This is a genomic window from Paraburkholderia sp. BL10I2N1, assembly GCF_004361815.1.
Classification (GTDB): Bacteria; Pseudomonadota; Gammaproteobacteria; order Burkholderiales; family Burkholderiaceae; genus Paraburkholderia.
The window spans coordinates 1,070,145-1,090,858 of the sequence record NZ_SNWA01000002.1 but is presented as its reverse complement, the minus strand read 5'-3'; the positions used below and the strand labels follow the sequence as shown (position 1 = coordinate 1,090,858).

21 protein-coding genes and 2 pseudogenes are annotated in these 20,714 nt (G+C 60.9%); 10 read left to right on the top strand and 13 right to left on the bottom strand.

The window, feature by feature from the left end; genetic code table 11:
• Positions 1-315: 315 nt before the first annotated feature.
• Complete coding sequence (locus B0G77_RS26950; RefSeq protein WP_133665050.1) at positions 316-612, top strand: hypothetical protein; 297 nt, start codon at positions 316-318, stop codon at positions 610-612.
• Positions 613-633: 21 nt separating this feature from the next.
• On the opposite strand, the gene B0G77_RS26945 is transcribed toward B0G77_RS26950, so the two are convergent.
• From B0G77_RS26945 to B0G77_RS26930, 4 genes are all read right to left on the bottom strand, one after another.
• The gene (locus B0G77_RS26945; protein ID WP_133665049.1) at positions 634-855 is read right to left on the bottom strand and encodes a hypothetical protein; all 222 of its coding nucleotides are present in this window, start codon (positions 853-855) and stop codon (positions 634-636) included.
• A 2-nt stretch (positions 856-857) separates the two neighbouring features.
• Positions 858-1,235, bottom strand: coding sequence for a copper resistance protein CopC (locus B0G77_RS26940; protein WP_133665048.1), 378 nt, complete (start codon positions 1,233-1,235; stop codon positions 858-860).
• A gap of 196 nt (positions 1,236-1,431) precedes the next feature.
• On the bottom strand, positions 1,432-2,331 hold the full coding sequence (locus B0G77_RS26935; RefSeq protein ID WP_208116499.1) for a hypothetical protein: 900 nt from the start codon (positions 2,329-2,331) through the stop codon (positions 1,432-1,434).
• Between the two features lie 102 nt (positions 2,332-2,433).
• The gene (locus B0G77_RS26930; RefSeq protein WP_133665047.1) at positions 2,434-2,814 is read right to left on the bottom strand and encodes a DUF2946 domain-containing protein; all 381 of its coding nucleotides are present in this window, start codon (positions 2,812-2,814) and stop codon (positions 2,434-2,436) included.
• A 762-nt stretch (positions 2,815-3,576) separates the two neighbouring features.
• On the opposite strand from B0G77_RS26930, the gene B0G77_RS26925 reads away from it, so the two are divergent.
• Positions 3,577-5,136, top strand: coding sequence for a methyl-accepting chemotaxis protein (locus B0G77_RS26925; RefSeq protein WP_133665046.1), 1,560 nt, complete (start codon positions 3,577-3,579; stop codon positions 5,134-5,136).
• A gap of 333 nt (positions 5,137-5,469) precedes the next feature.
• Here the strand turns inward: B0G77_RS26925 and B0G77_RS26920 are convergent, their stop codons facing one another.
• On the bottom strand, positions 5,470-6,402 hold the full coding sequence (locus B0G77_RS26920) for an aldo/keto reductase (RefSeq protein WP_133665045.1): 933 nt from the start codon (positions 6,400-6,402) through the stop codon (positions 5,470-5,472).
• A gap of 262 nt (positions 6,403-6,664) precedes the next feature.
• Between B0G77_RS26920 and B0G77_RS43470 the strand changes: the two genes are divergently transcribed.
• The 3 genes from B0G77_RS43470 to B0G77_RS26915 all read left to right on the top strand — a co-directional run bounded on the left by B0G77_RS43470 (position 6,665) and on the right by B0G77_RS26915 (position 7,684).
• The gene (locus B0G77_RS43470) at positions 6,665-6,835 is read left to right on the top strand and encodes a hypothetical protein (RefSeq protein WP_166656237.1); all 171 of its coding nucleotides are present in this window, start codon (positions 6,665-6,667) and stop codon (positions 6,833-6,835) included.
• Positions 6,836-6,852: 17 nt separating this feature from the next.
• Entirely contained in the window at positions 6,853-7,011 is a 159-nt protein-coding gene (locus B0G77_RS43465) for a hypothetical protein (RefSeq protein ID WP_166656278.1), read from the top strand.
• 250 nt (positions 7,012-7,261) lie between these two features.
• Positions 7,262-7,684 (top strand): VOC family protein, encoded by a 423-nt coding sequence (locus B0G77_RS26915; protein ID WP_133665044.1) that lies wholly within the window; start codon positions 7,262-7,264, stop codon positions 7,682-7,684.
• 134 nt (positions 7,685-7,818) lie between these two features.
• On the opposite strand, the gene B0G77_RS26910 is transcribed toward B0G77_RS26915, so the two are convergent.
• From B0G77_RS26910 to B0G77_RS26885, 6 genes are all read right to left on the bottom strand, one after another.
• On the bottom strand, positions 7,819-8,739 hold the full coding sequence (locus B0G77_RS26910; RefSeq protein ID WP_133665043.1) for a LysR family transcriptional regulator: 921 nt from the start codon (positions 8,737-8,739) through the stop codon (positions 7,819-7,821).
• Between the two features lie 203 nt (positions 8,740-8,942).
• Positions 8,943-10,241, bottom strand: coding sequence for an HlyD family efflux transporter periplasmic adaptor subunit (locus B0G77_RS26905; RefSeq protein ID WP_133665042.1), 1,299 nt, complete (start codon positions 10,239-10,241; stop codon positions 8,943-8,945).
• Between the two features lie 34 nt (positions 10,242-10,275).
• Positions 10,276-11,784, bottom strand: a complete 1,509-nt coding sequence (locus B0G77_RS26900) for an efflux transporter outer membrane subunit (RefSeq protein WP_133665041.1) — start codon at positions 11,782-11,784, stop codon at positions 10,276-10,278.
• Between the two features lie 48 nt (positions 11,785-11,832).
• Positions 11,833-12,270, bottom strand: a complete 438-nt coding sequence (locus tag B0G77_RS26895; protein ID WP_133665040.1) for a MarR family transcriptional regulator — start codon at positions 12,268-12,270, stop codon at positions 11,833-11,835.
• Between the two features lie 97 nt (positions 12,271-12,367).
• Entirely contained in the window at positions 12,368-13,930 is a 1,563-nt protein-coding gene (locus B0G77_RS26890) for a DHA2 family efflux MFS transporter permease subunit (protein WP_133665039.1), read from the bottom strand.
• A gap of 88 nt (positions 13,931-14,018) precedes the next feature.
• On the bottom strand, positions 14,019-14,456 hold the full coding sequence (locus B0G77_RS26885; RefSeq protein ID WP_133665038.1) for a MarR family winged helix-turn-helix transcriptional regulator: 438 nt from the start codon (positions 14,454-14,456) through the stop codon (positions 14,019-14,021).
• Positions 14,457-14,715: 259 nt separating this feature from the next.
• Between B0G77_RS26885 and B0G77_RS44570 the strand changes: the two are divergent.
• From B0G77_RS44570 to B0G77_RS26860, 5 genes and pseudogenes are all read left to right on the top strand, one after another.
• Positions 14,716-14,888: pseudogene (locus B0G77_RS44570) on the top strand (methyl-accepting chemotaxis protein); the annotation flags it as partial.
• Positions 14,889-15,051: 163 nt separating this feature from the next.
• On the top strand, positions 15,052-15,252 hold the full coding sequence (locus tag B0G77_RS26875; protein WP_133665037.1) for a copper chaperone: 201 nt from the start codon (positions 15,052-15,054) through the stop codon (positions 15,250-15,252).
• A gap of 114 nt (positions 15,253-15,366) precedes the next feature.
• Positions 15,367-16,890, top strand: a complete 1,524-nt coding sequence (locus B0G77_RS26870) for a CoA-acylating methylmalonate-semialdehyde dehydrogenase (protein ID WP_133665036.1) — start codon at positions 15,367-15,369, stop codon at positions 16,888-16,890.
• 173 nt (positions 16,891-17,063) lie between these two features.
• Positions 17,064-17,841, top strand: a pseudogene (locus tag B0G77_RS26865) (acetoacetate decarboxylase).
• Positions 17,842-17,940: 99 nt separating this feature from the next.
• Positions 17,941-19,290 carry a patatin-like phospholipase family protein gene (locus B0G77_RS26860; RefSeq protein ID WP_133665035.1) on the top strand — a complete coding sequence of 450 codons (1,350 nt, stop codon included), beginning with the start codon at positions 17,941-17,943 and terminating at the stop codon, positions 19,288-19,290.
• Positions 19,291-19,371: 81 nt separating this feature from the next.
• Here the strand turns inward: B0G77_RS26860 and B0G77_RS26855 are convergent, their stop codons facing one another.
• Together B0G77_RS26855 and B0G77_RS26850 are read right to left on the bottom strand one after the other, a co-directional pair.
• Positions 19,372-20,415: an ISL3 family transposase gene (locus B0G77_RS26855; protein WP_243751184.1), complete on the bottom strand. Its 1,044-nt coding sequence runs from the start codon at positions 20,413-20,415 to the stop codon at positions 19,372-19,374.
• Positions 20,322-20,597 (bottom strand): hypothetical protein, encoded by a 276-nt coding sequence (locus B0G77_RS26850; protein ID WP_133662905.1) that lies wholly within the window; start codon positions 20,595-20,597, stop codon positions 20,322-20,324. The genes B0G77_RS26855 and B0G77_RS26850 overlap by 94 nt, the downstream gene beginning before the upstream one ends.
• Positions 20,598-20,714: the final 117 nt, after the last annotated feature.

The window sequence follows — 20,714 nt, the reverse complement described above, 5'->3', positions numbered from 1 at the left end:
ACATCTCGATGGCCAGGAGCTGTCGATCATTGGCGACGCCGGACACGCGATGCACACAGTTGAGGTGTCCTTCGAGGCACGGGACGTCAGCACGGCTGACCGGTTAGGTCTGCGCGAGTTGGAGGACGAACTCGGTATTTCTTTTTCCGACGTGCCGCTCGGTACTGCTACACCGGAGAACCCGATCAGTGGTGGCTCGCCTGCCATATTCCCGAAGCCTGTATACAGGCGCTTTCGAAGGCGCTGTCTGATGGCCAGCTTGGCGCGGTCGAGTTGGGGCTGGCGCTGCGGCACCTCTACGCGGACGAAAGTGCCATGGCTAACCCTCAGCGCGAGCCGAACCTTTTTCTCAAGCCCAACAAAAGCGACGGCACAACTGAATGGCCGGAAATCGCAATTGGCTATGTCACCCACCTTCGTATTGACTTCGCAACTGCTCAGTTGCGTGCCGCCGCGGCGAGCGGCGGCCGCGATGATGAATTAACGACGAGCCCTGTCGCGGACGCCGTGAACTCATTGGCTCTCAGGCTCGGTAGCCTCATGACCACGGTAAGATGGATCGGCTTCTTCATCGCCGTATTGCTCTTTCTTGAGGTGCTCGAGCGGCTCTGATCAGGCACGCTCGGTCGCCGATCAGGGCCGGTTCTTTCGTTCGTCGGCCTTCGAGGGGCACAAGGCGAGCGCGAGCCCGCAAAACAGGCCAAATCGCCAGCGGCCCAGTCCGGCAAGCGCGTCAAGTGGAACATGGTCCTGCCGCCCGAGCATCGCACCGCACGCAAGCGCCCCCACCGCAAGCGCGAACATCGCGTCCTGCGTGGCGGCGACCACGATCTGTGCGATATCGAACGGCTCCATCGTTACTTGACCGTGAAGGTGTAGTGGCCTTGCGTACGGTGCCCGTCGGCAGCCACTGCCACCCACGCCACCGTATACACGCCTGGCGCCAGCGCGTTCAGTGCGACTGACATGTGCTTCGGGTTCGACGAGTCGACTATCACCTTGTTGCTGGTTACCGACTTGCCCTGCGAATCGGTCACAGCGATCGAACTGAATGCCGGTTCGAGACCGTCATCGAAGTCGATGGCCACATCTTTCTGTGAAGTGGATACAGTGGAGCCGGCGGACGGCATCTGATGGGTCGGAAAGGCGTGCGCGTGTGCCAGGTGCGCGACAGTCAGCGTAAGCGTCGCGACGAGGCCGCGAGCTACGGAAGGGTTCAGCCAGGAGGTTTTCATGGATTGATCAAGGTCTTGTCAGGTGATTGGAGAAGTCGCCCCCGTCAGTGACGCGGGTGACGGCTTGGTCAGCCAGGCCAATGCGGCTTTCAACAGCGCGGAGAACCGCGCACAAACGAGGTGCGGGAGGAGGCGAGCTTAGCGACGAACACTGACCAGAACACCGTTGCTTGCCGGCGTTCGCCTCTGCGCTTTATCACCACGGGAACAGTGGCTTGCCGATCGTCGTCGGCGCGATATCGTCGAAGAAGATATGGGCCTGCACCAGGATGCCCACGTGCGAACCGCTCGCATTGTTGATCGGTATCTGCGCTTCGACGCCGATCTGACCGTAGCGGTTAATCCAGATGAAGCCCGGATTGACCGTTCCCGTCGTCTGCCCCTGGCTTCTCGACAGCGGAATCTCGACGATAGGAATGAGGTTCGACAGCGGTTGCGGCAGCCCCACGTCATGGACGTGCTGCTGCAGGTAGGGCAGGCTGTACTGGACCGTAAAGCCATAGTTGAACGCATTGGGCTGTCCGGCCCCGGTGGTCAGCGCCGGGGCAGCTACGCCCGTAATGGCAATCGGCCGCAGCCAGGCGAGCGAATCGGGCAGGTCGCCCATGCCCTTGCCGGCGTAGATCGTCGGTGAGATGGTCGAAAAGTTGTTGGCGATTGCCTGGCTCCCCGTCCCGCCGAGTTGGGCGTTGGCGCCGACCGACGTCATGAACTCGTGCGCCTCGTTCACGTACAGGAGATACTTCAAACCGACCCCAAAGTTATCAAAGCCACGAGTGGTCGGGTTGTTTTGCATCACATAGGCGCCGGTCACGGATAGTGCCAGTCGTGATGTGATCAGCTTGTCGTACTCGAAACTGAAGGTGTTGATGCTTTGGTCACCGTTGTCACTGGGAACACGGATGTGACCATATAGAAGGTTGACCTCGTCGCCGACGCCAGGGTCATCGACGGCCAGCGTCGACGGGAAAACGCGGTCGCCCGCAATTGCATGGGCGGTTGCCAGCGAGGGGAGGAGCAGAAGCGCGCTTGTGGCAGCCGAAATGATGGCTGCCGTGAGCGGCGGCTTACCGCTGCGCGTTGACGGGGTGTGCATGTTTCATCCTTGTCTGGGGTCGTCGTAATGCCGCCGCACGTCTGGGTACAAACGCGCGACACACCGCGATGCAGCGAGTGCATCGCGTCGATGAGAGTCAGATCAGGACGAAACGGGAGGAGCGCGGGGCTGGGCGGGTGTGAGCGGTTCAACCAGGCGAACGCTCTCGAAGCGGGTTGCTACAGGATGCTGGATGGCCCGGATCGTGACGGCGAAAGCCGCTTGGACGCCCGGGATGACAGGCATATGCGCCAGCAGACTGCAATAGCCGCAGGCCTGTCCGTCCGACATTGTCGAGCCCGGGTGTGTGTCGCTGTCCGGCGACTGGTGCTGCATCGAAGGCATCGAGCAGTGGCCGCCCGTCATCGAATGGTCGGTACGGGTGGCGGCGAGTGTCTGAGAGACCGTCGGGGCGAGCGTTGCCATCAGGATTGCGAGCAATCCCAGCAGGCTGCCAATTCTCCGATAGACACGGCTCAACATGCGCCAAATGACCCGTAATAGAAACTGAGCGGATTATGCCACGCGCCTACATCGTTTCCCGGTCTCCGCCGTCACCTTCGACAGCGGGACCGATGCCCTTGGTCGCCACATGGTTCAAGCCGACCAACTGAACGAGATCAGGCATGCCGCGACGACTACCCTTGACTCGAACAATTCTCCTTTCGCCCAGTGTCCTGACACGAAACGGGCGAAGAAGGCATACCGGAAATGCCGTTCGGATCCGCTTTGCCGCCCTTCAACAGCGTGCCGCTGTTGCTAACGGCTTGCCTGTCGAAACTGCCTCTTCACAGCCGCGCCTGTCGCGTATCGGTAGGGTATGCGACGAGAGGATGAATGAAGGGAATATGCCACGCGACTGTTCAGTCGAACATGGGATTTGCATATCTCTTGTGGGGAAAAATCCGATCTTTTTAAGCCTTCCAGCTTAACGGCGGTGAATCGGAAGTTCGAGTGGGTAAACCGCCAGGCGAAATTTGGGCAAAGACTTCCCGGTCCAGCCACGGCCATTCGACCCCACCTCGCCGGCTGTTGACGATCGCCGGCTTCGCGCGCCGTTCTTATTGAAAGCCGATCGATAGCCAGGCTGGCAGCGCATCACCCAGTTCGGGTGTCTCCTGGCTCAGGTAATGCGCAGCCGCGCCGTTAACCAGTGCAACCCTCTGACGGCTCGCGCATTCGTTGCGATGCCAGTGTGGTTGAACACTGAACCTGGCAATCGAGCCGGCGATGGAGAAAAACGGCGTGAACCGACTCAGCTTGAATACCAAACTGTGGCTTGCATTATTGATTACGTGGCTTGGCCTGCTGGGTCTCGGCGGCTGGGCAGCGTGGCAGTCGCGCACAACGATGCTGTCGGAGCGCAAGGCGGCGGTGCAAAACGTAGTCGAATGCGCGTACGGCATCGTGGCCGACTACGCGAAGCTCGTCGATCAGCACGAACTGACGCTCGATCAGGCCAGGCAGCAGGCGATGGCGCGCCTGTCGGTCATGCGCTATCCCGGCAACGGCTACATGATCATCACGACGGCGACGCCGGTCGTCATCATGCATCCGACGCTTGCGGATCTTCGCAACAAGGACGTCACGCATTATGCGGATACCGACGGCAAGCTGCTGTTTGTCGATATGGTCAAGCTTGCCCAGACGCAAGGGCAAGGTTTCATCGACTATATGGCGCGGCTACCCGGCAAGAGCGAACACGTGCCGAAAATCAGCTTCGTCAAACGCTTCGAGGCGTGGGACTGGTATCTGATCTCGGGCGTCTACGTGGACGACATCAACCAGGCGTTCCGCGCCGACCTGCTGCGTTATCTGCTCACTATCCTCGTGACAGGCAGCTTCAGCACGATCGCGCTGGTGCTGATCATCCGCAACGTGAAGCGCAGTCTCGGCGGAGAGCCGGCGTATGCGGCTCATGTGGCGGAAACCATCGCGGGCGGCGATCTGTCGGGCACGGTTGCGCTTGGCAAGGAAGATCAGCAAAGCATGCTGTTTGCGATGCAGCGCATGCAGCATCGGTTGGCGGATTCGATCCGGCGCATTCGCGGTGGCACTGAAACGATCACTGTTGCGGCCGAGCAGATTGCAGCGGGCAATCTCGATCTGTCGGCACGTACCGAAGAGCAGGCGTCGTCGCTGGGCGAAACTGCGGCGAGCATGGAGCAACTCACTGCGACGGTGAAGCAGAACGCCGACAACGCATTGCAGGCGAACCAGATGGCGCTCAGCGCATCGAAGCTTGCGGGTGAAGGCGGCGAGGTCGTCCAGCAGGTGGTCGCGAACATGCAGAACATCGCGGCGAGTTCCGCGCGCGTCGTCGACATCATCGCCGTGATTGAAGGCATTGCGTTTCAGACCAATATCCTCGCGTTGAACGCAGCCGTCGAAGCGGCGCGTGCTGGCGAAGAAGGGCGCGGCTTTGCAGTGGTCGCGGGAGAAGTGCGCAATCTCGCGCGCCGCAGCTCGGATGCGGCGAAGGAGATCAAGAGCCTGATCGAGGACTCGGTGGAACGAGTCGACGATGGCAAGGCGCTTGTCGAGAAAGCGGGCGGCACGATGCATTTGCTCGTTGATGCAGTGAAGCGCGTCACCGACATCATCAGCGAGATCTCGGCGGCCTCCGAAGAACAAAGCCGAGGCATCGAGCAGGTCAACGTCGCCATTGCGCGGATGGACGAGACCACGCAGCAAAACGCAGCGATGGTCGAAGAAGCCGCAGCCGCCGCGCAATCGATGCAGGAACAGGCGCAGATGCTACGCGACGTCGTCAACGTGTTCCGGCTGCAAGGCGCGACTGTCTGACGATGTGCCGGATTGCGACGCGCCTCATGCATTGAGCGCGTCGGCCCTTTGTTGATCGTTTCAATCAACCTCGTGCCGTCGTCCAATGTCGCTTTTACATCGGCACTAACAGCCGAAACCGCTTAGGCGAACGGAATCCGGATTGCAAGAGCCAACATCACCGTCGCGAAGGACCAGCGTTGAAGCCGCTCCGCTCGTGGGCTGTGCAGCAGGAAGGATGACAGGCGCGACGCCCCTGATACACAGGCCAGATCGAAGGCAATTCCCGTCAGAACGCTTCCCGGATATTTTCTTCCTGCATCGGCTACCTCCAGACGCCATCCGCTTTCACAATCATTTATTGAGGAAGCCCCCGCTGCCGGTCTCGACGACCGCGTTGAACCTCTGCCTGGTCTGAATCCGATTGATCTCGTCAAACGCGTCTGCCGGGAGGGCAGTGATGTCGAAATTCTCCCTCGCGCGCGCCGCAGTCTTGGGGGTGGTAAGCAACGCCCCGCCACGCTGCACCGCCCAGGCAAGAAGCACCTGTGCAGGCGTTTTTCCAGTTCGCGCGGCGATCTCGGAGATGACTGGCTCCTCAATCGGTCCCGGCCTGATTCCGTGACCCAGCGGCGCATAGGCCAGAAACACGACCCCTTTCTCCTTGCAGAATTCCAGAAGTTCCGTTTCTGGAAGATACGGATGTGCTTCCACCTGCACCACCGCCGGCTTGATTCGTGCCAATTCGTAGAGGGGCCGCAATTCGTTCAGGAGGATGTCGGACAGTCCGATGGCGCGGCATCTACCATGGTCGACGAGATCTTCCATCGCCCTCCACGTGTCGAGCAAAGTCACGCCTCGATCATAGATGACATCACCGTTTTCATCGCGAGGGTCCTGCTCATCCCCTGGCTGAAACGCAAACGGAGTGTGGATGAGATAGAGATCCAGATAGTCAAGCCCAAGCCTGCCAAGGCTCGCCTCGAAAGCCGGTTCGACACGCTCGGGCCGATGATTGTTATTCCACAATTTTGAGGTCACAAAGATGTCTTCACGCGCGATCCCTCCAGCAGCAAGCCCCACCCGCAGGCCCTCGCCCACCTCACGCTCGTTCCGATATCGCTCGGCGCAATCGATGTGACGATATCCTGCTTCCAGCGCGTCTCTGGTCGCACGGGTAGTCGTAGCACCATCGGGAATCAGCGTGCCAAATCCGAGCGCGGGCATACGACCGCCTCCGCGATCAAGCACTATCTCTTTGCTCCGGAAATCGGAAGACTCAATCATGGCGACACCTCCGCACTACTTCATGCCCTGCGACGAAGGACCAACGCTTGGGACTGCAATTGTGGCGCCAGGTCCATGAACAGAAGAAACGTCAACCGATTTGAGTCGGTTAACCGCTTCATAGCGAATTCCTGGCTAACGAATTCGTAAACTGCCTACACTGAGTTTCGCCCGTTCAGGCCCGGCTCTTCGCACGTGCGATAGAGTCAGACGGTGCGCGGATTGCCGGCGCAGTAGAGATAGCCGACCGGCACGTGAATCAATGATAGTCGCCGTTGCGGCCTGCTGCAGCGAAGAGCACGCATACGTTGCGCTCTTCGCTGCAGCGATTGGCGAGCACGCAGCCGACCGTGCTCGCATCGACTATCAGCTGATCAACTCGCCGTCCGGAATCGTTCGCTCATTCATGCCGTGTGCGTCGTCGGACGAATGAAAGGCGTGGCAATGCGCGTGTCGATTTACCTGGCCACAGGCATCGCGAATTCCGCACCTTTGGCGATGCTGTGGGGCCAGCGCTGCATGACGCTCTTGTGGCGCAACTGGAATCACAAGAGCGCTGGCAATAACGGCTGCACGGATAGTTATCTGCATGGCAAACGCCTCGATTAATGTTGAATGGCTTGCAACAAACTCAGTTGTTTGAAGCGGTGAATGAGCTGTATGCTTGAACGCTGCGGGGGAATCACAGATCAAGCAAGGCAATGTTTACCGAGAGCGCGGGAATGCGTGCAACGACTGGCCCGCAATGCGCGAATGTGCGTCCCAACTACATCAATCGCGATCTGATCGCGCCGCCTGCGCGCAATCGATCGACATTGTCCTTCTGCGGTAGCAACATCACCACAACCCGGAGGCTCAAATGACTGCGAAACCACTAACGCTTGGCATCGATCACATCGGCTTGACCGTTCGCGATCTGAACCTCACTCGCGACTTTTTCATCAGTTGTTTGGGATGGACGCAAATTGGAGAGAAGCCCGATTATCCGGCTGCATTCGTGTCTGACGGGCAGGTGATGCTGACGCTGTGGGAAGTGCAGAATCAATCGGGCCGCGTGGAGTTCGACCGCAAAACGAACGTGGGCCTGCATCACCTGGCCTTGCGCGTCGGCAGTGAAGCAGCGCTTGAGGACGTATTCTCTAAGGTGTCCAAATGGACCGGTGTCGAAGTTCAATTTGCACCAGAAAATTTGGGGGCTGGACCAAAGAGGCACACGATGATTTTTGAACCGGGCGGGATTCGGCTCGAGTTCGACTTCGATCCGCGAGTCTCGGCCGCCTAAGCGCGCGGACGTTGCGCGTTCGAAAATAACGCGCATCGTCTGCATGCGGTAAATGCGCGACCTGGCCGTCCTCGTGCGCCTGGATCAACCTGGAGATCGTCGACCGCGTGGGTGTGCCGTTGGACAGCTCCGAATCAGCTCAACGCCGGCTGGGCGTCTGCTGTTTCCTCAAAATACGCTGCGGCATGCTCGACAAACGCTCTAACCTTGGCCGGCAAGAGTGTTCGAGAGTTGTAGGCCAGCCGAATTTCAATCGCACCATCGACGATTTCGAAGTCGCTAAGGATCGGTACCAGCCTGCCGGAGGACAGTTCAGCCTGCACGAGCGCGGCTGACACCGCACCGATGCCGAATCCCTCCAGTACCATTTCCCGATTGAACATTGGATTATTCGATGCGACGTGATACGTCAGTGGGACGGTCAGATTCCCTTCGTCCAGGCGGAAGGTCAACTCGGGCTTGCGAACGGACGGCGATACGGCGACGAACGTGTGTTTGGTCAACTCGGATGGATGCTGCGGTAATGTGTGTCTTCTCAGATACTCGGGCGTGGCTACGATAGTGAGCGGTACGCGCTCGAGAAGTCGAGTGACGACGGTCTTGGCGCTCAACATGAAGGGTACGACGAGGCCCAGGTCATAACCGTCCGCGACCAGATCTACCGGTCGCTCGGTGAGAGTTACATCCAGATCGACTTCGGAATACTTGCGCTTGAAGGTCGAGATCAGCGGTACGAGTCGAAGCACCGTCGCCGTAGTATGGGCGACGAGTCGGAGCACACCACCGGGCTGCACTGTCTGCATCGACGCTTCAACCTCCAGCACCTCCAGATCGTCCAGAATGCGGGAGCACCCGGCATAGAAGCGTTCCGCCGCCTCCGTCATCGAAATCTGCCGCGACGTGCGATGGAACAGACGGCTGCCCAGCCGAGTCTCGAGTCTTGAAATGGCGCGTGACACGGCCGGTACGCTAGTACCCAGTATGTCTGCTGCCCGCGTAAAACTCTTAGCCTCGACGACAGAGCGGAATGCTCGCAAACTATCAAGGTAGTCCATATAGTCCCCTTAGTGGCAGCGCTTGCAACGCGCTTCGTGATGATCCATCCCACAAGGGTTGCCATCCAGCCTCGTCGGAGACAGCTGTCGTTTGGATCATGGATGGGTGGCGCACGCCGGGCAGCGTTGCGTCATGTTGGCATGCGGCTGTAAGAAGCGCGAGGGCCCCCCTCTCACCGGGGCTACGCTCGCGCTGGACGTGCCTAGCCGCGCGTCTGATCACGCATCGCCACCTTCTTCGCAGCCGGCTGTGCAGTCTTCGCCTGCGCCGTCATCTCGTTCTGCCCGATGATCTTCGCGATCTCCGCATCGGCTTCTTCGCCGTACTGCGCGAACACATCGGTGTGATAGGTCGTGTTCACCGCAGCGGCGAGCTGCGTGCCGGAGTCGTCGCGCGTGTCGGCGTCGACGTTCATCGACAGCCCGATGCGAAGCGGATGCGCCGCCAACTCCTTCGGGTCGAGGGCGATACGCACCGGCAAGCGCTGCACGATCTTGATCCAGTTGCCGGTCGCGTTCTGCGCCGGCAATGTCGCAAACGCGCTGCCCGTTCCCGCCGAGAAGCCGATCACCCGTCCGTGGTACTTGACGCTTGAACCGTAGACATCCGCCGTCATCGTGACGGGCTCACCGATGCGCATCCGGCGCAGTTGCACTTCCTTGAAGTTCGCATCGACCCAGACGCCGTCGAGCGGCACGATCGACATCAGCGGCGTGCCCGGTGAGACGCGCTCGCCAACTTGCACCGAGCGCTGTGCGACGTAGCCCGTCACCGGCGCCGGCAGTGTGTTGCGTGCGTAGTCGAGATAGGCGTCGCGGACCTTTGCGGCGGCGGCTTGCACGTTCGGATGCTGTTCGATCGACGTGCGGTCGGTCAGCGCATGGTTCGATTGCGCCTGCTGGCGGGCGGCGTCGAGCGCAGCCTGCGCGGCGGCCACGGCATCGCGGGCGTGCGAGACGTCTTCGGCCGACACCGCGCCGGTGCTGGCCACCGCGACACGGCGCTGCAGATCGTCCTGCGCGCGGGCCAGGTCCGACTCGCGCTGCGCGATGTTGGCCGCGTAGTAGTCGTTGTTCACGTAGAGCGTGCTCACCTGGCGCACGGCCTGGCCGAGCGCCGCCTCGGCGTTCAGGAGCGCGATCCTCGAATCGGCCGGGTCCAGCGTGACGACCGGGTCGCCCGCTTTCACGATCTGCGTGTCGTCCGAGTTGACCGCGTTGACCGTGCCGGTCACTTGCGGCGTGAGCTGCACGAGGTTGCCGTTGACGTACGCGTCGTCGGTCGACTCGTGATATTGCCCATACGAGAAGTAGTACGCGCCATACGCTGCGCCTGCAACCGCGACGCCGATGCCCAGCAGCGCGAGCCACAGCTTGCGTTTGCCTGAGGCGCCGGGCGGCGTCGCATTCGGCGAGGTGCCCGCGGGGGCATCGTGTGCATCGTTGCTGTTCGATTGGACCGGGTCCACGCTGGCGCGGTCGGACGTGATGGTATCGCTCATGTCAATTCTCCTGAGAGTTTGCGAACGTGCCGGTTCAGCGCGCGGCGACGACGGGGTTGGAAGGCGCGGCGGAATCCGCGCTGCGTGTTGCTTGGGATGACGTATCGACGTAGCCGCCGCCGAGCGCCGATGCGAGCGCGATCTGCTGGTCGCGCCGGTTCATCACCAGGTTAGCGACGGCCTGATCGGCCTGCAGTGCGTTCATGTCGGCGTTGAGCACCGTCAGCTGATTCGTCAAGCCGCCCTTGTACTGCGTGATCGCCAGAGCGTCGGCTTGGCGCGCGGCTTGCTGCGCCGTTTGCGCATCGCCAAGCTGCGCGTCGCTCGAGCGGATCTGCGCGAGTTGCGTCGCCACGCCGCTCAAGGCGCTGATCAGCGTCTGGTTGTAAGTCGCGACGGCGTCGTCGAAATCCGCGTAACGGCCCTTCAATTGCGCACGCAGCGCACCCCCGTCGAAAATCGGCAGATGGATCGCCGCACCCGCGTTGGCCGTGCGGCTCGCCGCCGTCAGGAAGCGGCCGAAGCCGAACGCGTCCAGGCCAATCGCGGCGCTCAGATTGATGTCCGGGTAGAACTCTGCCTTCGCTTCCTTCACTTCGTGCGTAATCGCATCGACGCGCCAGCGGGCCGCGACGATGTCCGGGCGGCGGCTCACGAGGTCGGCGGGCAGGTTGTCGGGCAGACGCACCTCGTCGCTGACGCCAAGCGCAGGCCGCGCGATCGCGAGCCCGCGGTCCGGGCCTTCGCCCATGAGCGCGGCCAACTGGTAGCGGGTCGTCAGGATGCTGCCGTCGAGTGCGGCGAGCGCCGAGCGGGCGGTTGCGAGATTCGCCTGCGCCGTCTTGCGCTCGACTTCGGTATCGAGCCCGGTCGCGATGCGGCCGGCCGTGATGCGGTCGATCTGTTCGCGGCGCTCGACTTCCTGCTGTGCGATATCGTGCAGCACGTAAAGCCGCGCAAGCTGGTTATAGGCGCTGGCGACCGCAGTCGTGAGCGTGAGCTTGACGACCTCCGCGTCGGCCTCGCTTGCCTGCGCCTGGGAGACCGCCGCCTTCAGCGCTTCGCGATTCTTGCCCCACAGATCCAGATCGTATGAAGCGGTCAACAGTCCGGTGTTCTGCGTTTGCCAGCTGCCCGCGTAGGGCGGCGGCACCTGCGCCGTGCCGCTGAACTGCTTGCGCGCCAGCGAGTAATCCGCGTCGACGTGCGGCATCGTGCTGGCCTTCGCGGTTTCCGCAAAGGCTTGCGCCCCGGCGATGCGGGCGCGCGCCCGTGCAATCGTCGGGCTGCCCTTGAGCGCTTCCTCGAGCAAGGCCTTCAGTTGCGCGTCGCCGAACTGGTCCGCCCAGTCGGGCGCCGGCCAGTGACCGCTTTCGGCCGGCAGGCTTTGCGTCGTGTTGAACTGTTGCGGCTGGGCCATCTGCTGGTCGCTGTGAATGCCCGCATAGTTGGCGCATGCCGAGAGCACCGCCACCAGGATCGCCGACAGCCCCGCTTTCATCGCACGGGTACCGCTGGAGGATTTAGTAATCTGCGCTTTCATTGTCTGACCTGTCAGATTAATGATTAAAAAAAGGGGGCGCCGGGGCGCTCACTCTCCAATGAACTTGTTAAGCAGACGGCACAACTCTTCGAACTCCGCCTTCGTGAACTTCTTCAACCGCGCGTTGAGCACTTCCGGCGCGATTTGCGGAATCTCGGCCGCGATTTCTTCGCCTTTCTTCGTCAGCACCAGGTTGACCACCCGGCGATCGTCCACGCTGCGCGAGCGTTCCAGCAGCCCCTTCGTTTCCAGCTTGTCCAGCATCCGCGTCATCAGTCCGGTGTCGACGGACAACAACTTCGAGAGCTCGAACGGCGTGGAGGCCAGGCCGCGCTCCATCGCAAGGAAAATGCCCATCTGCGAGCCGGTGACGTCCAGATCCTTGAGGGCCGTGTCCACTTCCGCAGTGATCAGGTTGCGAGCCTTGGTCAGCAAATACCCGACGCTTTGCGTCAGGGAGAAACTTTCAGGTGTGTAGTGCTTCACGGCGTGTCCTCCGTATGAATGACTATGACAATAACTGCAAAGTCAGTAGTATGCAAGAAGAATTTTGCAATGTCTTCGCGTCCGTGCGGCGTGCTGTTCAGTGACCGCCCGCGCCCGCTGCGTTCTTTGCGCCGTCCTTGCTGGGCTTGGTGATCCAGATGAGCGGAATGATCACGACAAAGATCACCGCCGACAGCCAGAACACATCGTTCAGGCCGAGCATCGACGCCTGCGCGCTCAATTGGGTTTCGAAAAAGGCCTGGGCTTTGAAGAGACTTGCGTGCAGCGTCGTCTGAATATCGGCGAGCGCGTGCACATAGGACGGGTTGTTCAAGCTGGTTTGCTCGGCGAGTTGCGCATGGTGCTGGATCGTCCGGTCGTTCCAGACGGTGCTCATGAGCGACGTGCCCGCCGCGCCGGCGAAGATCCGTGCGAAGTTCGACAGACCCGCGGCCGCCGGGATTTTCTCCGGCGGCAAGCCGGACAGGATGATCGCCGTGAGCGGTGTGAAGAACAGCGCCATCGGGATGCCCTGCAGCAGCGTCGGCAGAACGAGCGTGTAGGCGTCGACGCCCGTCGTGTACCACGAGCGCATCAGGAACACGCCCGCAAAGCCGAGGAAAGCGAGCGTCGCCAGCACACGCGCGTCCGATTTCGGCATGACCTTGCCCATTATCGGCGCAAGCAACACGGCGAAGATGCCGAGCGGCGCTGTCACGAGCCCCGCATCGACGGCCCGGTAGCCCAGGAACTCCTGAATCCACGTCGGCAGGATCACGAGGTTGGCGAAGAAGACCGCGTATGCGATCGATATCGCGATGGTGCCGCCCAGGAAGTTGCGTCCGGTAAAGAGGCGCAGGTCGACGATCGGCTTGGCCTCGGTCAACTCCCAGATCACGAAGAACAGGAACGCGACCAGCGCGACGATCGTGAGCGCCCAGATCACCGGCGAATTGAACCAGTCGAGATCCTTGCCCTTGTCGAGCATGATCTGCAGCGCGCCCACCCATACGATCAGCGAGAGGAGCCCCACCTTGTCGACCGGCAGCTTGCGCGACGGCGTTTCGCGCTTGCGGTAGAGCACCCAGATCACCGCGGCGGCGAAGAGGCCGACGGGCACATTGATGTAGAAGATCCACGACCAGTTGTAGTTGTCGGTGATCCAGCCGCCCAAGGCTGGCCCGGCGATCGGCCCCACCGTTGCGGTCATCGCCCACAGCGACAGCGCGCTCGAACTCTTTTCCCGCGGAAACGAAGCAAGCAAGAGTGCTTGCGACAAGGGCACCAGCGGCCCCGCCACTGCGCCCTGCACGATGCGGGCCACGAGCAGCACAGGCAGGTTGGGCGCGAGGCCGCACGCGGCGGACGCCACTACGAAAAGCAGGATCGCCGCCACGAAGAGCTTGACCTGCCCGACCCGCTGCGTCAGCCAGCCGGTCAGCGGAATCGACACCGCATTGGCCGCGGCGAACAGCGTGATGACCCATGTGCCTTCGTCGACCGACACGCCCAGGTCACCGGACAGCGTCGGGATCGCGACGTTGGCGATCGACGAGTCCAGCACATTCATGAAGGTGGCGAGGGCCACCGCGAAGGTGCCGAGTGCGAACTGCCAGCCAGTCAATGGCGCCGGAGCGCTCGGGTTTTTTGGCGGGTTCATGTTGCGTCCTTTTAGAGGCTTGATGGACGGCTGTTCTCAAGCCGTCGCCGGGTATCTGATATGTCAGATATTTGGTTAAAAAAATGGCTCATTCATCCACCAGCCTGCCGAGCAGACTGCTTAAGGCTGCGAATTCCAGCGGGGTAAAGCCCGACTGGCGTCGGTTCAACACCGCCGGCACAATCTCTGCGATCCGCGCGGCAACATTCCGACCGGCTTCGGTCAACGTCAGGTTGACCACCCGCCGGTCCGGATTGTCGCGGTCCCGGCGCACGAGGCCTTGGCTTTCCAGACGGTCGATTATTCGTGTGACGAATCCCGGATCGACGCCCAGCAGTCTGGACAACCCGACCGACGTGCACGCAATGCCCAGGGAAAGGAGCAACAGTGCGCCGACGTGCGAACTACCGACGCCCGTGCCCGCAAATGCGGCGTGCATGTCCGCGGTGAGCAGGTGGCGGGCTTTGCTCAACGCAGAGACGATGCGTTGGACCGGCAAAAAACTGTCTTCGTGATAGAGGCTCATAGCTGATATCTCCGTGTCTGATGCGGACTATATCTGACCTATCAGATACATGCAAAGATTTTTTTAAGACGCCACGGATAGTGGCCGCAATGGCGCAGGACGGGCAACTCCTCGACTGGTCGGCGCTCGGCAAACTAGCTGCATTCAAGGCGGGTGCTTGCCGGCGTGTCAGGGCTCAGCGTTGGTTGCCGCACGATTCGCATGGGCTTCGCCAGTGGGCCGCCAACGCTACATCCCGCCGCTATCTCACAACCGCGGCTCCGCTGTTGAATCGGAACGTGCGGGAGAGCAGGGGCGCGGCTTTCTGTAGTCGCAAGCGAAGTCCAAATTCTCGCGCTTCGAAGTGCGCATGAGACCGGAGAGATCAAGACCTTGATCGACGTGTCGGCTCAGAAAGTCGAGCGCGGCAATAGCCTTGTTGCCCAGGCGGGACAAGCAGCAACCCTGCAAGCCGATTTCGATTTGTTCTCGCGGCGCAACACTGTTAGTCCAGGGTGGGTATGCGAGACCTGAGTCAATGCGCCTACATTTGCTTCCACTGGGCCATTGACCGATAGGTCCTGGCGCATTTAGCTATCTACTGGAGAAACGACAAATGAAATTCTCACTGAAAGATGAAATTCGCTCTGACGATATTGCAACCATTGAACATGCGATGAAGACCGTCGACGCCGACGCCAAGGTCAACGTTGACATCGGCACGAAGACGGTCAGCGTTGATTCGTGGCTGATGCCTGAAGAGTTTCTTGTCGCGTTCGTCGATGAAGACTATGACGTGACCATTGCCGAAGCGTAACCAGGCATTTGAAAGGGCCCGGTGAGGGCATAAACGTAAACTGTTTCGGAGGCATGGCGCGGGCAGCGGCGGACAGCGCTGCGGCAGCACCCGCATCCCCTCCAGGAGAGAAGTATGAGCGAAGCAAATCAAGTCGGCGAGCGCGTGCGCGAGCTGAGTCATTTCATCGACGGTCAACGCGCCCCTGGCGCAAGCGGGCAGTTCGCCAACGTCTTCGATCCGGCGCAAGGCCGGGTGACGGCCCGCGTGCCGGTCGCCAACGCCGCTGAAGTCGACGCCGCCGTCGCCGCTGCGAAAGCCGCGTTCCTGACCTGGAGCGAAACCGCGCCGCTGAAGCGCGCTCGTTTGATGTTCAGGTTCAAGGAGCTGCTTGAAGCGCATTCAGATGAACTCGCCGAGCTCATTACGCGCGACCACGGCAAGCTGTTCGAGGATGCAAAGGGCGAGGTGGTGCGCGGTATCGAAATCGTCGAATTCGCTTGCGGCATTCCGAACCTGCTCAAGACCGATTTCACCGATCAGATCGTCGGCGGCATGGACGCCTGGAATCTACGTCAGCCAGTGGGTGTGGCCGTGGGCGTCACGCCGTTCAATTTCCCGATGGTGGTGCCGTGCTGGATGTTCGTGATGGCGGCCGCGACCGGCAACACCTTCATACTCAAGCCCTCGGAGCGCACGCCGTCAGCATCGATCCGGCTTGCCGAACTGTTCATCGAGGCGGGCTTTCCCAAAGGTGTGTTCAATGTCGTGCATGGCAGCAAGGCCGTGGTCGATGCGCTGATGCAGCACCCCGATGTGGCGGCGGTATCTGCTGTGGCCTCGACGCCGGTTGCCGAATACATCTACAGTGAAAGCGCAAAGCGCGGCAAGCGCGTGCAGGCGCTGGGCAGTGCGAAGAACCATCTCGTCGTCATGCCCGACGCCAATCTCGACCAGACGGTCGATGCGGTGATCAACTCGGCGTATGGCTCGGCCGGCGAGCGCTGCATGGCGACCTCCGTCGTGGTGGCGGTAGGGAATGTTGCCGATGAGCTGATCGGGCGTCTCGCGCCGCGCGTGCACTCGCTCAGGATCGGCGGCGGCATGGAGCCCGATCTGGACATGGGGCCGCTCATCAGCGCCGCGCATCGCACCAGGGTGCTGGGCTATATCGATGCGGGCGTCGCGGCAGGTGCCAGGCTGGTCGTCGATGGTCGCGCTCATACCGTGCCCGGCCACGAAGAGGGCTTCTTTCTCGGCGGCTCGCTCTTTGACGACGTGACGCCGGATATGAGCATCTATCGGGAAGAGATTTTCGGGCCGGTCCTGTCGGTTGTGCGCATGCCTGATCTCGCGAGTGCGATCGCACTCGTCAACGCGCACGAACTGGGGAACTGCGTATCGCTTTTCACATCCGACGGCGGCGCGGCGCGCGCATTCTCCCGGCAGATTCAGGTGGGTATGGTGGGCATCAACGTGCCGAGCCCGGTGCCGTCGGCGTGGCATTCGTTCGGGGGCTGGAAGCGATCGCTGTTCGGCGACCATCACGCATACGGCGAGGAAGCTGTGCGCTTTTACACGCGCTACAAGAGCGTCATGGAGCGCTGGCCCGACAGCATCGCCAAAGGCGCGGAATTCGCGATGCCCGTGGCCAGGTAAGCCGACACGCGCATTGCCACGCCTTTCATTCATCCACTAAAAAGCCCGGGCGAATTCAACGGCTGAGCGTTCGATTCCGACACGCTGTGGCCACTGTGCAGCAGAGTACCGCTGGCACGCATGCCCGGACTTTAAAGACGAGACGTCACCTGACGTCACTACTGGAGAGATAGTTGAAGATCGATCAAATCCGTAAAGATGCTTTTGCGATGCCCGTCCACAATCCTTCGTACCCCCGGCCGCCGTTTCGCTTCCTCAATCGCGAATATTTCATCATTTCGTATGAGACTGCCGTGGACGCGTTGCGCGCGGTGGTCCCGGAACCACTGACAGTCGCAAGCCCCATCGTGCACTACGAATTCATCCGCATGCCGGATTCGTCGGGCTTCGGCGACTACACCGAGAGCGGCCGGGTTATCTCGGTGAAAGATGAAACCGGAGCGACAGGCAGCTACACGCATGCGATGTACCTCGATGACGAAGGCCCGATTGCTGGTGGTCGCGAGATCTGGGGCTTTCCCAAGAAACTGGCGAGCCCGAGACTGCACGTTGACGGCAACGACACGCTGCTGGGCACGGTCGACTACGGTACCCAGCGCATTGCCACCGGCACGATGGGCTACAAGTACGAGCCGCTTGACCTCGAAGTCGAACGAAAAAAGCTGGCAGATACACCGAACTACCTGCTGAAGGTCATTCCACACGTTGACGGTTCGGCCCGTGTTTGCGAGCTCGTGCGTTTCTTCCTGCGGGACGTCACTGTGCTCGGCGCGCGGGGCGGTCCGGCTGCGCTTGAGTTGCGCCCACACGCCCTGGCCCCCGTCGCGGACTTGCCGGTGCGAAAAATCATCGGCCCGGCAAGTCATCGCGAATCTCACACTCGACATCGGGGAAGTGGTCTTCGACTACCTCGCCGAGGCGCCGGCGCTCAGGCTTGCCGCAAATCGGTAAGCACCCTCTGACAGATTAAGGTGAAAGCATGTCCGTAAAAGATAAGGTCGCGTCCATTGTCGTCAGCCGCGGCTGGTCGATGCACTAAGGAGTCGCCCAATGCGCCAAAATCAAGACACATCAGACTCGCTTCGCAAGCCTTTCAAGCTTCCGGCCTATGCCGAAGTCGCCCTCGTGCTACAGGGTGGCGGTGCGCTGGGCTCCTATCAGGCCGGCGTCTACGAAGGCCTCGAGGAAGCTGGCATTCATCCAGGGTGGATTTCCGGCATCTCCATCGGTGCGCTTAACACCGCCATCATCGCGGGCAACGCCCCGGGCAAACGTACCGAGGCATTGCGCGGTTTCTGGAACACCATCTGCCAGCCGGCGGACATGCTCACGCACATGGGTGCATGGCTGCCCCGCGCAATGGGCATGTACGAACTGTCGCGCAAGTGGTCGAGCTTCCTGGCGGCAGGGCGCGCACTCGCCGAAGGGCAGCGGGGCTTTTTCTCGCCGCGCCTTTCGGTGCCCATCCCTGGCTTGGGCAAGCGCTCGCCCAAAGAGGTGAGCTTCTACGATACCGCTGCGCTTCGCGCTACCCTTCTGGAATTTGCCGATTTCGAGCGCATCAACGACGGGGATATTCGCGTCTCCGTCGGCGCAGTCAACGTGCGCACGGGTAACCTCGTCTACTTCGACAACACGCAGATGCGCCTTGCGCCCGAGCACTTCATGGCCTCGGGTGCGCTCCCGCCTGGCTTTCCTGCCGTCGAGATTGACGGCGAATACTACTGGGACGGTGGCCTGGTGTCGAACACCCCATTGACCGAGGTTATAGGCGACCCGCACCACAGGGACACTCTGGTCTTCCAGGTTGACCTCTGGAGCGCAGGCGGCGGGCTGCCCGGCGACCTGATGGACGTGTCCGCGCGCACCAAGGACATCCAGTATTCCAGCCGGACCCGCGCTATCACCGCGATGCTCGGGTCGAAGCAGCGTCATGCACAACTCATCAAAGAGTTGCTCAGACACGTACCGCAGGGGGTGGACGAGCAGCATCCGCTTATCCAGGAGGCACGGGAAGTTGCAGATGGTAGTGCGGTCAATGTTGTGCACCTTATCTACAAGAACAAGGCTTACGAGGGGCATTACAAGGATTTCGAATTCAGCGTCGACACGATGGGAGAGCACTGGCAGACGGGGCTTGACGACATTCGCGCGTCGTTTGAGCATCCGGACTGGTTTGCGATACCCAGCCACGATTCCGGTTTCGTGACGCACGATGTGCATCGCCTCGGGGGCGCGCCTGAAAAGACACGCCTGAAGGCCGCGACCGAGCTGGCGTATCACTTGCGCGGGCGCAATAGAGCAGGAGTTGCGCAACCACAGTTCGAAGTGGTACCGCCGAAGTCCGTTCCACCTGGGGAGATCGAGAAGGAGACAGAGCAGGAAACGATGGGTCGATAGCTGGTGTGGGACCAGCGCGTCCGGTCCTTAGTAACTAAAAAGGGATCTTCGCGGAAAGGTGTGATGAAAAATCGCCATTTTTCAGATTCGAGGCAGCATGCAAGTGAGGATCTTCAGGCGCAGATATTCCTCATCTCGCAATCCGTACGCGCGTCGCTGGATAACCCGAACCTTGTTGTTGAGTCCCTCAACGAATCCGAGCGGCACCTTGTTTTCTGGCTTGCAATAGGAAGCAATCCCGTCCCAATGACGCTCGACCATCGCGGCAAACTTCTCGTAGGGCTTCAAACGCTGCCACTTCAAGCTGGATTTCCAGTTCTCGAAGAAGCGACGTGCCCAGCCTTCGCGCTCGTAGTCCCACAACTGCCCGAACGACTCCTTGAGCAGGTACGCGGTATTCAGACGTCGGTTCGCTGCGAGCAGCGTCTTCAACGAGTTCCTGCCTTCCATCGACAGGTTCTCGCGATGACTGAGCAGAACGTACTTCTGGCCTTTGATGTAGCGCCGCTGCTCGCCTTGCAGGCGAGCGTATTCGCTCTTGCGCACTTCATCCAGGGCTTCGTTGAGCTGCTTTATGACGTGGAATTTGTCGTACAGGATGGCCGCATGCGGCACGCGTTCCTGCGCGACGTTGTAAAACGGTCGCCACATGTCCATCACGACAAGCCGGATGCCGCGGGCTTTTTTCTCGCCCAGCCAGTCATAGAACTGATGCATGCTGGCCTCCTTTCGATCTTCGCCACCAAACCAGATTGCACGGCCCCGTATCAGGTCGCTCACAACAATGCGGTACGTCTGTCCCTTGCCAATCGAAATCTCGTCGATGCCGATGACCTTCGGCCCGGGCGTGCCGAACCGCTCCAGTTGCGCCCGCATGTACTGCATCTCGAGGTCCTTGACCGTGTGCCAGTGCAATTGCAGTTCGTCAGCCACGTCCTTGATCGTGCTGTCGCGACAGCGGCGACCGACGTACCACGCGAAGCGCTTCGTGTAGTGAGGGTTGTCCGCCAGAAAGCTCAGTCGTTCGCCTTTCACGCTGCCATCGCATCGACAGCGGACCCGACGAGCTTCGAGTTCCAGGTAAATCCGTACATCGCCGTTCGGCAGATCTCGAACGCGACGCACCCTGCGATCGTGGATCGAGCACCGCCGACCACATCCCTTGCAGGCCGTTTTTTTGAGCGCCGAAACAGCGTGACGACGCGTGCCATGCGATCACCGAAGACACCGCGCAGCGCTTCGCAAGGACGGAACCCGTCGAACCGGTATGCGTCGGAAAGACGCTTGAGTTTGCGTGAAGTAGCCATCGCGAAATCATGCCCGATTTCGAGAGGCCATCAAGACGCGCAAACCCTTGCCCAGATTGGCTCTCCGACATTTTCATCATGAAAAACCATCACACTTTTCCGCGAAGACCCCTAAAA

What these genes read in the sequence shown, in the direction of transcription:
- B0G77_RS26910 (WP_133665043.1), bottom strand. Translation starts at nt 8,739, where the DNA reads ATGGACTACCTTGATAGTTTGCGAGCATTCCGCTCTGTCGTCGAGGCT.
- B0G77_RS26900 (WP_133665041.1), bottom strand. Translation starts at nt 11,784, where the DNA reads ATGAAAGCGCAGATTACTAAATCCTCCAGCGGTACCCGTGCGATGAAA.
- B0G77_RS43470 (WP_166656237.1), top strand. Translation starts at nt 6,665, where the DNA reads ATGATAGTCGCCGTTGCGGCCTGCTGCAGCGAAGAGCACGCATACGTT.
- B0G77_RS26870 (WP_133665036.1), top strand. Translation starts at nt 15,367, where the DNA reads ATGAGCGAAGCAAATCAAGTCGGCGAGCGCGTGCGCGAGCTGAGTCAT.
- B0G77_RS26905 (WP_133665042.1), bottom strand. Translation starts at nt 10,241, where the DNA reads ATGAGCGATACCATCACGTCCGACCGCGCCAGCGTGGACCCGGTCCAA.
- B0G77_RS26940 (WP_133665048.1), bottom strand. Translation starts at nt 1,235, where the DNA reads ATGAAAACCTCCTGGCTGAACCCTTCCGTAGCTCGCGGCCTCGTCGCG.
- B0G77_RS26875 (WP_133665037.1), top strand. Translation starts at nt 15,052, where the DNA reads ATGAAATTCTCACTGAAAGATGAAATTCGCTCTGACGATATTGCAACC.
- B0G77_RS26850 (WP_133662905.1), bottom strand. Translation starts at nt 20,597, where the DNA reads ATGGCTACTTCACGCAAACTCAAGCGTCTTTCCGACGCATACCGGTTC.
- B0G77_RS26950 (WP_133665050.1), top strand. Translation starts at nt 316, where the DNA reads ATGGCTAACCCTCAGCGCGAGCCGAACCTTTTTCTCAAGCCCAACAAA.
- B0G77_RS26915 (WP_133665044.1), top strand. Translation starts at nt 7,262, where the DNA reads ATGACTGCGAAACCACTAACGCTTGGCATCGATCACATCGGCTTGACC.
- B0G77_RS26930 (WP_133665047.1), bottom strand. Translation starts at nt 2,814, where the DNA reads ATGTTGAGCCGTGTCTATCGGAGAATTGGCAGCCTGCTGGGATTGCTC.
- B0G77_RS26885 (WP_133665038.1), bottom strand. Translation starts at nt 14,456, where the DNA reads ATGAGCCTCTATCACGAAGACAGTTTTTTGCCGGTCCAACGCATCGTC.
- B0G77_RS26890 (WP_133665039.1), bottom strand. Translation starts at nt 13,930, where the DNA reads ATGAACCCGCCAAAAAACCCGAGCGCTCCGGCGCCATTGACTGGCTGG.
- B0G77_RS26945 (WP_133665049.1), bottom strand. Translation starts at nt 855, where the DNA reads ATGGAGCCGTTCGATATCGCACAGATCGTGGTCGCCGCCACGCAGGAC.
- B0G77_RS26860 (WP_133665035.1), top strand. Translation starts at nt 17,941, where the DNA reads ATGCGCCAAAATCAAGACACATCAGACTCGCTTCGCAAGCCTTTCAAG.
- B0G77_RS26935 (WP_208116499.1), bottom strand. Translation starts at nt 2,331, where the DNA reads ATGCACACCCCGTCAACGCGCAGCGGTAAGCCGCCGCTCACGGCAGCC.
- B0G77_RS26920 (WP_133665045.1), bottom strand. Translation starts at nt 6,402, where the DNA reads ATGATTGAGTCTTCCGATTTCCGGAGCAAAGAGATAGTGCTTGATCGC.